This window comes from Paenarthrobacter sp. AT5 (genome assembly GCF_032764245.1).
Lineage (GTDB): Bacteria > Actinomycetota > Actinomycetes > Actinomycetales > Micrococcaceae > Arthrobacter > Arthrobacter ureafaciens.
Genome location: NZ_CP136441.1, coordinates 2,666,905 through 2,679,858, shown reverse-complemented (window position 1 = coordinate 2,679,858; position 12,954 = coordinate 2,666,905). Strand labels below are relative to the sequence as shown.

The following is a 12,954-nucleotide window of genomic DNA, read 5'->3' as shown; positions in this document are numbered from 1 at the left end:
GCCTACAGCAGCGTGCCCGTGGGGAGCGTCAGTATCTCGGCACCCGAATCCGTGATGGCAATGGTGTGTTCACTGTGGGCGGTCAGGCACCCGGTAGCACTCCGGAGCGTCCAGCCGTCTGCGTCCGTGACCAGCTTGGCGGTGTCTTCCATGACCCAGGGCTCCAGGGCGAGCAGCAGTCCCGGCCTAAGTTCGTAACCGCGCCCGGGCCTGCCGGTGTTGGGAACGTGCGGGTCCTGGTGCATGGTGGAACCGATGCCGTGCCCGCCGAACTCGACGTTGACCGGGTAGCCGGCAGCACCCAGGACCGAACCTATGGCATGGGAGATGTCTCCGATGCGGGCGCCGGGGACCGCCGCAGCTATGCCGGCACTGAGTGCCCGTTCGGTGGCCTCAATCATGGCAACCCCTGACGGGGGAGCTGATTCGCCAACCACGAAGCTGATGGCGGAGTCGGCGGCTACTCCGTCTTTCAGCACGGCCAGGTCCAGCGTCAGGAGGTCACCGTCCGCCAGTTGGTAATCGTGGGGGAGGCCGTGGAGCACAGCATCGTTGACACCCGTGCAGATGTAATGCCCAAAGGGACCCCGTCCAAAGGAAGGCGCGTAGTCGACGTAGCACGATTCGGCGCCGGCCTTGAGGATCATCTCCTTGGTCCAGCGGTCGATGTCCAGCAAGTTGGTGCCGACCGTGGTCCGGCTCTTCAGGGTGTAGAGGATATCGGCCACCAAGGCGCCGGTTACCCTGGCTTTGGCAACTTCTGAGGGGCTCAGGATCTCGATCATCGGGCGTCCTTCCTGGGGGAGGTGCGGCGTTTGCGGGAGCGCAGGGCAATGGCTTCTTCGGCTGCAGCCAGAAGCTGGCGTGCAGAGGCGTCCCAATCAAAGTCGGCGGCACGTTCCACGGACCTGAGTGAGCGCCGCTGCCAAGCTCCGGGCTCGTCCAAAGCGGTTACGGCGGCCGCGAATTCCGACGGTGATTCCGGATGGACGAAGCTCACGGCGTCGGCGCCCACTTCGCGGAAGATCGGGATGTCACTGGCAATCACCGGAGTGCCCACAGCCATCGCCTCCACCAAGGGAAGCCCGTACCCTTCGGCCCGCGACAGGCTGATGAGGGCCGTGGACCGCCTCAGCAGATCCTCGTATTCGTCGTCGGTGACCCCGTTGTGGAATTCCACCTTGGCGCCGTCCGGTATCAGGGCCTCCAGTTCGGCCCGGCGTCCGGGGGTAATGCGGCTCAACAAATGCAGGGTGTAGTCGGGCAGGCCGGCCATGCCGCGGATCATCGTTTCCACGTTCTTGTACGGCATGAAGGAGCCCATGTACACGAGCGATTTTTCAGCGCCGTCCGCCGGATTCCGCGGTGTTTGGCCGCCCTGCGGGGCGTTGGCCACGATGCGGACCGGCCTGTTGGTCAGCCGGTACTTTGCCATCAGCGCTTCGGTGGTGCGGCTGATGGTCGCCACGACGTCCGCGCGGTTCAACAGCATCCGCTGCGGCCAGAACGCCTTGTGGTAGAGCCGCCACAGCAGACGCACGGGTGCGGGAAGGAACCCCGGGGGAGCTGGGTGTTCGTAGTAGATCAGGTCATGCAGCGTCAGGATCAAGCCGTACCGCCTGCCCCACGTGCCCATGGTCTGCATGGGGCACACGACGACGTCCGCGCCCAAGGGATTGACCTTCCCCGCCACGAACAGCTCCATGGGGGACAGCGGGCTGTTGATCATGACGTAGGGAACATCGGGAAGCAGTGCGAGTTGCCGCTGGTCGCTGATGAGCATGGTGACATCGGCGATTTTGGAGACCGCGGCGATCAGGCTGGAGCCGTACCGGCTGATGCCGTCATGGTGCTCTGTCCTGGTGAAGCGGGCATCAAAAACGATTTTCACGCGGGATTGTCCTTCAGGAAGTCGCGGATGGCGGCGGCGGCCGGGGCGGGGGTTTCGTAGTGGATAAGATGCCCGACGCCGGGAATCACTTCCAGCCTCGCATCCGGCAGGAGCGCCATCAGTTTGTATTGGTCCGGCAGCGTGGCGATCTCGTCTTTCTCACCGGCGATCAGGAGGACCGGCAGGTTGAGCCGCTCTGCGACGTCCCCGACTGTCCCGGAGACCGATGCTTTGAATGACTCCAGAAGGCTTTCCCGGTTGGCGAAGGCACTGAAGTAGGCGTCGTGCTGGCCGTGGATGAAGCGGCGGAGTTGTTTGTCCTTAGTCTTTGCCATGGTCACGCTCATGACACGCACCACCACCCGGTTGCGGAGGAGGGCGAGTCCCGGAGCCTTGGGCAAGCGTGCAGCAGCCCAGTAGTAGAAGACCGCCAGCTTGGTCATCAAGCCTTTGGGACCCTCCAGTGCCGGCGAAGCTATGGGGTTGACCAGGATGAGCGGGTTGACGGCGCCCGGGTAGTCGGCTGCGAAGTGGCTGGCCACGATGGATCCGAAGGAGTGGCCAAGGAGGACGGTGTCCGGGCCCAGCCCGAGGGCCTCCATGAAGTGCTTGATGAACATCCCATAGCGCGCTACGGAGTGTTCATCGCCAACAACGGGCTCCGAGCTGCCGAATGCCGGCAGGTCCGGCATGATCAGCCTCATATCGGGAAGTTGGTCCGCCACCCGCAGGAGTCCGTGATGGTCCCCGCGGAAGCCGTGGATGACAAGGATTGTCCTCGCGTTCTCCTTCGCCTCCACAGGCTCGTATGTCCAGTACGCTACGTTGCTTCCATCGACGTCGATGGTTGAGGCAGAGGTCCGTCCCGGCAGGGACTTGCTGAAGAATTCGACCGGGGCCTGTGCACCTTCAGGGGTGTGCGCCGTGTCCACATTTTCCATTCAGTTGTTCCTAGTTCACGGTGTCCGGATGCGAGCCTGTCCGGTGATGTCTTTCGAGGGCGGCCATGCCGTCCATGTCGTCCTGGTCCAACTCGAAATCGAAAACTGCAAAGTTCTCCTTGATGCGCCCGGCCGAACTTGCCTTGGGGATCACCAGGTTACCCAGCTGGAGGTGCCACCGGATGATGACCTGCGCCGGGGTGCGCCGGTGCTTGTCGGCCAGCTCTGCAATGGCCGGGTCGGCCAGGACCTGTCCCCGGCCGAGGGGGCTCCAGGCCTCGGTGCGGATTCCCAGCTGTTCATGCAGGGTGCGGAGCCTGGCCTGCTGCAACCACGGGTGAAGCTCGATCTGGTTAACCGCAGGAACGACCTCCGCTGATTCCATCAGCCGTGCCAGGTGCTCCGGCTGGAAGTTCGAAACGCCGATTGCCCGGACTTTTCCTTCGCGGTAAAGGGTCTCGAGCGCCTTGTAGGTTTCAGTAAAAAGTCCGCGGCGGGTGCAGGGCCAGTGGATGAGGTAGAGATCCACGTAGTCAAGGCCCAGATTGGCGATGGAGGTGTCGAAGGCGCGCAGGGTAGCGTCGTATCCCTGGTCATCGTTCCAGACCTTGGTGGTAACAAAGACGTCCTCCCGGGCCAGGGCATGAACCGCCTCACCGGAACCACCGGTCCCGACGTTCGCCTCGTTGGCATCGCCGATGGCCCCGCCGATCGCGCGTCCGACGCCTACTTCGTTGCCGTACATGGCCGCGGTGTCGAAGCGACGGTAGCCTTCCCCCAGTGCGGTGCTGACCAGGGACTCGGCGTCCTTCGGGGGAACTTTGTACAACCCGTACCCCACGGAGTCCATCATCACGCCGTTGTTCAAGCTCTGCCGCGCCGGGATTCTCATGACAACGACTCTACCTATTACCGGCAGGAATACCCGCTGGCTGGCCGGTAAAGCTGACCAGGCGGCGGGCCGAGGCTTCGTCAAGGATCAGGTCCGTGGCCAGGCCCGCGGCCAATGCGCCTTGGAGGCCGTTGATCTTGGAAGCTCCGGACACCACGCAGATCCGGCGACGCACTTGGCGAAGCTGGTCGTGGGTAGGACCTGTTGACCGCTCGTTCAGGGTGATGCCGTCCGAGGAGCCATCGCTCCGGAAGAAGACAGTGGCCACGTCGCCCACGACGTCATCAGCAGCCAGTTCAGCAAGGTCTTGTTCGTCGAGGTAGCCGCCGGCATACACATGACTGGGATAATCCGAATCCACGGATCCCACGCCGAAGATGGCAATGCTCATCCTCGCCTGCAGGTCTAGGATACGTTGGACGCTGCGTTCATTCCACATGGCCGTCTTGGTGGCGGCGTGGTCGAAGAAGGCAGGAACCGGAAACTGTTCCACCCGCGCCCCGTAGGCATTGCCGAAACGGCGCATGATGTCGCTCGCGTAGGTGATGCCGGTGGTCTGCATGTTTCCCGCGCCGTTCAACTGGACCACGATGCTGTCGTGGGTGACTTTCCGGGTCAAGTGCCGGCTGACCGCACTGAGGGTGGCACCCCATGCCACCCCGATGATCGCGTTCGAATCCACCAACGGCCCGATCGTCCTGGCGGCCTGCATTGCCACCCGGTCAAGGGTTTCGGCTTCGTTCAGCGTGTCCAGCACGGGAACCACATGGACATCGACGCCGAACCGGTCCCGGATCTGGCCTTCCAACTCCGGCGCCGTATCGAACGGGCTGCGGATCTGCACCTGTACCAGCCCGGTTTCGCGTGCCGATGACAGCAGCCTTGAGACCGTGGACCGCGAGGTTCTAAGCTCCCGGGCAATGGCGTCCATGGTCAGGTCCTGCAAGTAATACATTTGTGCGGCCCGAAGCGCATCCGAGTGACGTGATCGTCCCATCTCATTTCCTTGCTGCACGTTTGTGCAAATAGCTTGACTACATTTTCCACCTTCGCCAGATTAGTGGTGACAGGTGCCGTGACAAAAAGTTGCGCACAAGCCAAGCCCAAGGGAGCAGTTTTGGGACACAACAGGAATTCCGGCCAGTCAGTTGGAACACAGCGACGTGGATCTGCGGCGGCCTTGCAGGAACGGCCGTCAGCGCAGGTCCTCATCATCGGTGGTGGGATCAACGGCGTCGGGACTTTCCGTGATCTGGCACTCCAAGGCGTGGATGTGGCCCTCGTGGAGCGTGGCGACTACTGCCAGGGCGCCAGCGGCGCCTCGTCGCACATGATCCATGGCGGGATCCGCTACCTCGAGAACGGTGAGTTCCGGCTGGTCAAGGAATCTGTCGTGGAGCGGAACCGGTTGCTTCGCATCGCGCCGCACTACGTCAAGCCTTTGCAGACCACCATCCCCATCTTCAGCACGTTCTCCGGAATCCTGGCTGCACCTGTCCGCTTCCTCACCCACAAGCAGGGCAAGCCGAAGGAGCGCGGCGCTTTCCTCATCAAGCTCGGCTTGACCATGTACGACTTCTTCTCCCGTGACGGCGGCACTGTACCGCGACACCAGTTCCTCGGCCGTGACAAGGCGCTGGCTGAGCTGCCGCGGCTCCGCCAGGACATCAAGTACTCGGCCACCTACTTTGACGCATCGGTCCACAATCCGGAGCGCCTTACCCTTGACGTGCTGCAGGACGGCGAAAAGGCCGGCCTTTCCTCCGGCAAACAGCAGGGCGGAACAGCGAGGGCCAGCAACTACGTCTCGCTTGCAGGCATGGGCCCACACGGCGCCAGGCTCCGGGATGAGCTCTCCGGCGAAGAGTTCGATTTCCAGGCTGACGTCATCGTCAACACGACCGGCGCTTGGGTGGACCTCACCAACCAGGCCATGGGTGCTGCCAGCCGTTTCATGGGCGGTACCAAGGGATCCCACATCGTCCTGGACCATCCTGAGCTCCTGGAAGCCTGCAACGGCCGGGAAATCTTCTTTGAGCACACCGACGGCCGCATTGTCTTGATCTACCCCATGGGCGACCGCGTCCTGGTAGGCACCACCGACGTTGACGCGGACATGGGCGAAGACGCAGTATGCACCGACGCCGAGGTGGACTACTTCTTCGACCTGGTGGGGCATGTGTTCCCGACCATTTCCGTGAACCGCGACCACATCGTCTACAGCTTCTCGGGGGTGCGGCCACTACCGCGGCACGATGAAACGCAGCCCGGCTTCGTGTCCAGGGACTACAGGATCGAACGGAGCGTCCGCACCGGCGATGCCGCAGTGGCCACGCCGGGCGGCAAGGCCGCCGTCGTACTCAGCCTGGTTGGCGGCAAGTGGACTACCTTCCGCGCGCTGGCCGAACACATGACCAACGACGTCCTCCGCGAACTGGGACTGGCACGCAAAGTCTCGACGGCGAAGCTCCCCATCGGCGGTGGCGCCGGCTATCCGGCGACGGCCGAAGGCGAGCAGGAGTGGATCAAGAAGCACATGGGACCCGGGCTCGACGCCGGCCGGGTGGAAGGCCTGCTGACCCGCTACGGCACCCGTGCCGAGGACGTCATCGCCTACCTCAAGGCCGGAAATGACGCTTCGCTGCGTTCAACCCGGGAGCTGAGCGTCCGCGAACTCGAATTCATGGCACAGAACGAGCAGGTTGGCCACTTGGTGGATGTGCTCATCCGACGTACTTCCCTGGCGTTCCGGGGGCTGGTCACGGGTGAGCTGCTCAATGAGCTCGCCGCGGTACTGGCCGGCCCCATGGGATGGGATGAAGCGGCCCGGCAAAGCGAAGTACGCCATGCACAGGAGGTCCTGCAGCGTTACCACAGGGTCAACGTACACAGCTTGGTGGACTAAACCCACCATCGGAACGGCACCGGCGACGGTGCCGTTCCAACAGCCTCTTCAACCCGCGAGGAGGCTGACAACAGAAAAATGAGGAGTCAAAGATGTCTCTTGGAATTGTTTTCCTTTCCGAAGTATTCGGAACCATGATGCTGACCCTTCTGGGTTGCGGCGTCGTGGCCAACGTTGCACTCAAAGGCACCAAGGGCAACAACGCTGGATTCTTGATGGTGACGTGGGGCTGGGGTATTGCGGTCTTCGCGGGCGTCTTCGTGGCTGCAAAGTCCGGCGCGCACCTGAACCCCGCAGTCACCCTCGGCCTGCTGGTCAATGGGAAGGGCGAATACGCGCCCGACGTCGCTGTGACCTTCGGTTCCACGCTGACCTACTTCGGCGGCGAACTGCTGGGCGCCTTCCTCGGCGCTGTTGTGTGCTGGCTGGCTTACAAGCAGCACTTCGATGCCGAACCGCTGGCTGCCAACAAGCTGGGCACCTTCTCCACCGGGCCGGCTATCCGCTCCACCCCGTGGAACCTGATCACTGAGATCATCGGCACGTTCGTCCTCGTCTTCGTCATCCTGACCTTCGGCGGTACCCCGTCCGGCCTGGGGCCGTTGGCCGTAGCGCTTTTGGTCGTCGGTATCGGTGTATCACTCGGTGGTCCCACGGGCTACGCCATCAACCCGGCCCGTGACCTTGGACCCCGCATCGCGCACGCAATCCTTCCGATCAAGGGCAAGGGCACCAGCGACTGGGCGTATTCGTGGATTCCCGTCGTCGGGCCGCTGGTTGGTGGCGGGCTGGCAGGGCTCGTGGCGCTCTGGGTCCCCGACATCATGCCCGCGATCGCCGGCTAGCAATCCGTTCCACACAAGGCTAGAACTCCCTATCCAACAAGAACCAAGACAAGGACGTCACCATGAACCAATACGTCATCGCCATTGACCAGGGCACCACCAGCACCCGCGCCATCGTCTTCGACCACTCCGGCAGCATCGTGTCGTCCGGGCAGATGGAACACGAGCAGATTTTCCCGCAGGCCGGCTGGGTGGAGCATGACGCGGCTGAAATCTGGAACAACACCCGCGAGGTCATTGGCTCGGCCCTGTCCAAGGCGAACCTGACCCGACACGACATCGCGGCCGTGGGCATCACCAACCAGCGCGAAACCGCGGTCGTCTGGGATAAGAACACTGGTGAGCCCGTCTACAACGCCATCGTCTGGCAGGACACCCGCACGCAGCCGATCGTGGACGAGCTCGCCAAGGACGGCGGGGGAGACCGCTTCAAACAGAAAGTCGGCCTGCCCCTGGCAACGTACTTCTCCGGCACCAAGATCAAATGGATCCTGGACAACGTCGACGGAGCCCGCGAACGTGCTGAGGCCGGCGATCTGCTGTTCGGCAACACGGACGCATGGGTCCTGTGGAACCTGACCGGCGGCACCGACGGCGGCGTGCACGTCACGGACGTCACCAACGCTTCACGCACGCTTTTCATGGACCTCGAAACGCTGCAATGGGACCAGGAAATCCTGGATATCTTCGGCGTTCCGGTATCCATGATGCCGGCCATCAAGTCCTCCTCCGAGGTCTACGGCCACGTCCACACGTCGCAGTTGCTTCGCGAAACTCCCGTGGCCGGCATCCTCGGTGACCAGCAGGCGGCCACCTTCGGCCAGGCGGCGTTCCAGGCCGGCGAGGCGAAGAATACCTACGGCACCGGTTGCTTCCTCATCTTCAACACAGGTGAGGAAATCGTCCACTCCAAGAACGGGCTGCTCACCACGCTCGGTTACAAGCTTGGCGACCAGAAGCCGCACTATGCGCTGGAAGGTTCCATTGCAGTGACCGGTTCGCTGATCCAGTGGCTGCGCGACAACCTCGGCATGATCAGCTCCGCACCGCAGGTCGAGGAACTGGCCGCCGCTGTGGAGGACAACGGCGGCGTCTACATTGTTCCTGCGTTCTCGGGCCTCTTCGCGCCGTACTGGCGTGCTGATGCCCGGGGTGCCATCGTGGGCCTGACCCGCTACGCCAACAAGGGCCACATCGCCCGGGCCGCGCTGGAGGCCACGGCTTTCCAGACCCGCGAGGTGCTGGACGCCGTCAACGCAGACTCGGGCGTACCGCTCACCGAGCTGAAGGTCGACGGCGGCATGGTCGCCAACGATGCCCTGATGCAGTTCCAGGCGGATATCCTCGGTGTCCCCGTGGTACGGCCGAAGGTCATCGAGACTACGGCCCTGGGTGCTGCCTACGCCGCCGGCCTGGCAGTCGGTTTCTGGAACGACCTCGGCGAGCTCAGTGCCAACTGGGGCGAGGACAAGCGCTGGGAACCGCAGATGGACAAGGCTGAGCAGGAGAGGCAGTTGCGGCTGTGGAAGAAGGCAGTGACCAAGTCCATGGATTGGGTCGACGAGGACGTTAAGTAAGTAGTACGGAAAGGGGCCGGCAATTACCGCCCGCCCGCTTCGCGGTGCCCACCACACCATGGCGGCAGTCACCGGCCCCTTTCCTGCGAGCCCGCCGTCGCCGCACCAACCGCAGTGGCTTGGTGCGGTAAGGTATGTGTATGCGTGCGAACCTTCTGCTTAGTTAGCCGCCCGGCAGTTACCAGCCGAGCGGCCGCCCCTCCTTTGCTGAGGGGCTTTTGTGTGTCCGGGGCATTTTGGTCCCGGTGCGAGTAACAGCAGCAGGGGACTATTCCGCCATCAAGAACAGAAGAGGGCAGCAGTGAGCGTTCAGCCGGAGACAGAGACCGGAACAGCACAGACAGCCGCAGCCGCGGCGCCTGAAGAAGGCGTCTACAGCTTCGCTGCGATGGAAGCCAAGTGGCCGCAGGTCTGGGAAGACCTCAAGGTGTTCACTCCGGCCGATGACGGCTCACGGGAACGCCGCTATGTGCTGGACATGTTCCCGTACCCTTCCGGAGACCTTCACATGGGGCATGCGGAGGCGTTTGCGATGGGCGATGTTGTTGCCCGCTACCTGCGTCAAAAGGGCTTCGACGTCCTGCACCCCATCGGCTGGGACTCCTTCGGGCTGCCGGCGGAAAACGCCGCCATCAAGCGGAACGCCCACCCCAGCGAGTGGACCTACGCCAACATCGACACCCAGGCCGCGTCCTTCAAGAGGTACGCCATCTCCGCGGACTGGTCGCGTCGCCTGCACACCTCCGATCCTGAGTACTACCGCTGGACGCAATGGCTGTTCAAGCGTTTCTACGAGCGTGGACTGGCCTACCGCAAGGACTCGCCGGTCAACTGGTGCCCGAAGGACCTGACCGTCCTGGCGAACGAACAGGTTGTCAACGGAGCCTGTGAGCGCTGCGGTACCGCCGTGACCAAGAAGTCGCTGAACCAGTGGTACTTCAAGATCACCGACTACGCGGACCGCCTGCTCGAGGACATGGACCAGCTCCAAGGCCACTGGCCCGAGCGCGTCCTGGCGATGCAGCGCAACTGGATCGGACGTTCCGAAGGCGCACACGTCCGCTTCGTCATTGAGGCTGCGGACAGCCGCCCGGAACGCGAAGTCACGGTCTTCACTACCCGCCCGGACACCCTGTACGGGGCAACGTTCTTCGTTGTGGCTGCAGACGCCCACCTCGCCCTGGACCTGGTCACCCCTGAGCAGCACGACGAACTCATGGCTTACCGCGAGAAAGTCAAGGCGCTCTCGGAAATCGAACGCCAGTCCACCGAGCGCGAAAAGACCGGCGTGTTCACGGGCCGTTACGCGATCAACCCGCTGAACGGCGAAAAGCTTCCCGTGTGGGCCGCCGACTACGTCCTGGCGGATTACGGCACCGGTGCCATCATGGCCGTCCCTGCCCACGACCAGCGCGACCTCGACTTCGCCAAGGCCTTCAACCTGCCGGTGCGCGCAGTCCTGGACACCGGCGAGGACGATCCTGCCGAAACCGGCATCGCGACGGCCGGCGAGGGGACGCTGAAGAACTCCGGCGACCTTGACGGCCTCAGCAAGGCCGAAGCAATTCCCGCGGCCATCGAGGTCCTGGAAAAACTGGGTACCGGCGAGAAATTCGTCAACTTCCGCCTGCGTGACTGGCTGTTGAGCCGCCAGCGTTTCTGGGGCACGCCCATCCCGATCATCCATTGCGGTGAGTGCGGCGAGGTGCCCGTTCCGGACGATCAGCTTCCCGTCACCCTGCCTTCGGATCTCCGCGGCGAGGCACTGGCGCCGAAGGGCACCTCGCCCTTGGCCGCCGCCGTCGAATGGGTCAACGTCGAATGCCCCAACTGCGGCCGCGCAGCCCAGCGGGATACGGACACCATGGACACGTTCGTCGATTCCTCGTGGTACTTCCTGCGTTTCGTTTCTCCGGATTACACCGAAGGTCCGTTCGATCCCGCAAAGATCAACGACTGGATGCCCGTCGGTCAGTATGTGGGCGGCGTGGAGCACGCGATCCTGCACCTGCTCTACGCCCGCTTCTTCACCAAGGTCATCAAGGACATGGGCCTGATCGAAACCAACGAGCCATTCAGCGCCTTGCTGAACCAGGGCCAGGTGCTCAACGGCGGCAAAGCCATGAGCAAGTCCCTCGGCAATGGCGTGGACCTGGGCGAACAGCTGGACAAGTTCGGCGTGGACGCCGTCCGGCTCACCATGGTGTTCGCCTCCCCACCGGAAGACGACGTCGACTGGGCTGACGTTTCACCGTCCGGCTCGGGCAAGTTCCTGGCACGCGCCTGGCGCCTTGGCCAGGACGTCACCAGCGAGCCCGGAACGGATCCCGCCACCGGTGACCGGGCCCTGCGCACCGTCACGCACAAGACCATCGCTGACGCTGCCGAGCTGCTGGACAACAACAAATTCAACGTTGTGGTGGCCCGCCTCATGGAGTTGGTCAACGCCACGCGGAAGACCATCGACTCCGGCGCAGGCGGAGCCGACCCGGCTGTCCGCGAAGCCGTGGAAGCGGTGGCAGTGATCCTGAGCCTCTTTGCCCCGTACACGGCTGAGGACCTGTGGAGCGCCCTCGGGCACGCCGCTTCGGTGGCCAACGCCGGATGGCCCAAGCATGACGATGCGCTCCTCGTCCAGGAAACCGTGACTGCCGTGGTGCAGGTCCAGGGCAAGGTACGCGACCGCCTCGAAGTTTCCCCGGACATCTCCGAGGATGAACTCCGGGAGTTGGCCTTGGCTTCTGAAAACGTCCAGCGTGCAATGGACGGCCGTGGCATCCGCACGGTCATCGTCAGGGCGCCTAAACTGGTGAACATCGTTCCGGCCTGACAATCGTTCAGGTTTTTGGACATTGCGGCCGCCGGCTCCGATTGCCGGCGGCCGCGCACCGTTAAAAGGAGGTCCGGGTGCCGGATCGAGAACCGCCCGCCTGGATGTGGCTGAAGGAGCGCCTCTCCCGCTTGCGGCTGCCCACTGTGCCTGTTCCGGTCGCGCAGGACCCGGGTGCCGCCGTCGTGCGCACAGCAGTGGTGACTGATTCCGCGGCGGCACTGCCGGCGGACTGGGTTTCCGCGTTTGCCGCCGATGGCCGCCTCGCCGTGGTCCCCATGCCGGTGATGGTGGGGGAGGAGATCTACGGTGAGGGAGAGGACGACATCATGCAGACCCTCGCGGTCGCCCTCGCCTCCGGATCCCCGGTGAAAACATCCCGGCCTTCGCCCGGCCAGTTTGAGCAAGCCTATGCGGCCGCCAAGCGACGCGGCTTTGAAGCCGTCGTGTCTGTACACATCTCCGCCGAACTCTCCGGCACTGTTGACGCCGCCCGGCTTGCGGCCGAACGGGTGGACATCCCCGTCGAGGTGCTGGACTCCCGGACCGTCGGCATGGCACAGGGCATGGGAGTGCAAAGTGCCGTTGTTGCTGCCGCTGCCGGTCAGTCGGCCGAGGAGGTGCGCGCGTTCGCTGAACGGCGCCTGGAGCGCACACGGGTCTATTTCTACGTTCCCAGCCTCGAACAACTGCGGCGTGGCGGCCGCATTGGGGCCGCGGCGTCGCTGCTGGGGACGGTCTTCTCCATCAAACCGATCCTGGCGGTCGACGACGGCAGGATCGTTCCGCTGGAAAAGGTGCGGTCCGCGGTCCGGGCTGTAGCCCGGCTCGAGGAAATCGTGGCCGCGGATATTGCCACGCGGCCGACCGGTCAGGCCAGGTTGGCGGTGCATCACTTCGGAAACCCCGGGGAAGCGGAATCCTTGGCGGCTCGGCTTGCCGAAAGATGCCCGGAATGCCCGCCCGCGCAGATCAGTTCCCTGCCGGCTGTCCTCGCGGCACACGCCGGCCTGGGGGTCCTGGCCGTCATTGTCGGAGAGAGCAGTACGCCCGGCAACTGATGGGTTTTCCAC

At 63.8% G+C, this 12,954-nt stretch carries 10 protein-coding genes; 5 read left to right on the top strand and 5 right to left on the bottom strand.

Annotated elements, in window-relative coordinates; genetic code table 11:
• Window positions 1–2 precede the first annotated feature (2 nt).
• The 5 genes from map to RI444_RS12280 are packed head-to-tail and all read right to left on the bottom strand — an operon-like array spanning window position 3 to window position 4,721.
• Window positions 3–785, bottom strand: a complete 783-nt coding sequence (gene map, locus RI444_RS12300; RefSeq protein ID WP_069694553.1) for a type I methionyl aminopeptidase — start codon at window positions 783–785, stop codon at window positions 3–5.
• Window positions 782–1,891, bottom strand: a complete 1,110-nt coding sequence (locus RI444_RS12295) for a glycosyltransferase family 4 protein (RefSeq protein ID WP_021470587.1) — start codon at window positions 1,889–1,891, stop codon at window positions 782–784. The genes map and RI444_RS12295 overlap by 4 nt, the downstream gene beginning before the upstream one ends.
• A complete protein-coding gene (locus RI444_RS12290; RefSeq protein WP_062096918.1) occupies window positions 1,888–2,832 on the bottom strand; it encodes an alpha/beta fold hydrolase in 945 nt (314 codons plus the stop codon). The genes RI444_RS12295 and RI444_RS12290 overlap by 4 nt, the downstream gene beginning before the upstream one ends.
• Before the next feature lie 10 nt (window positions 2,833–2,842).
• Window positions 2,843–3,724: an aldo/keto reductase gene (locus tag RI444_RS12285; RefSeq protein ID WP_207604570.1), complete on the bottom strand. Its 882-nt coding sequence runs from the start codon at window positions 3,722–3,724 to the stop codon at window positions 2,843–2,845.
• A 10-nt stretch (window positions 3,725–3,734) separates the two neighbouring features.
• A complete protein-coding gene (locus RI444_RS12280; protein WP_193593594.1) occupies window positions 3,735–4,721 on the bottom strand; it encodes a sugar-binding transcriptional regulator in 987 nt (328 codons plus the stop codon).
• A gap of 120 nt (window positions 4,722–4,841) precedes the next feature.
• On the opposite strand from RI444_RS12280, the gene RI444_RS12275 reads away from it, so the two are divergent.
• From RI444_RS12275 to RI444_RS12255, 5 genes are all read left to right on the top strand, one after another.
• The gene (locus RI444_RS12275; protein ID WP_069694550.1) at window positions 4,842–6,629 is read left to right on the top strand and encodes a glycerol-3-phosphate dehydrogenase/oxidase; all 1,788 of its coding nucleotides are present in this window, start codon (window positions 4,842–4,844) and stop codon (window positions 6,627–6,629) included.
• Between the two features lie 92 nt (window positions 6,630–6,721).
• Window positions 6,722–7,474: an MIP/aquaporin family protein gene (locus RI444_RS12270; protein ID WP_021470582.1), complete on the top strand. Its 753-nt coding sequence runs from the start codon at window positions 6,722–6,724 to the stop codon at window positions 7,472–7,474.
• Between the two features lie 62 nt (window positions 7,475–7,536).
• On the top strand, window positions 7,537–9,051 hold the full coding sequence (gene glpK, locus RI444_RS12265; RefSeq protein WP_207604571.1) for a glycerol kinase GlpK: 1,515 nt from the start codon (window positions 7,537–7,539) through the stop codon (window positions 9,049–9,051).
• A gap of 301 nt (window positions 9,052–9,352) precedes the next feature.
• Window positions 9,353–11,881 carry a leucine--tRNA ligase gene (gene leuS / locus RI444_RS12260; protein WP_207604572.1) on the top strand — a complete coding sequence of 843 codons (2,529 nt, stop codon included), beginning with the start codon at window positions 9,353–9,355 and terminating at the stop codon, window positions 11,879–11,881.
• Between the two features lie 77 nt (window positions 11,882–11,958).
• A complete protein-coding gene (locus RI444_RS12255; RefSeq protein WP_031215966.1) occupies window positions 11,959–12,942 on the top strand; it encodes a DegV family protein in 984 nt (327 codons plus the stop codon).
• The last annotated feature ends 12 nt before the right edge of the window (window positions 12,943–12,954 follow it).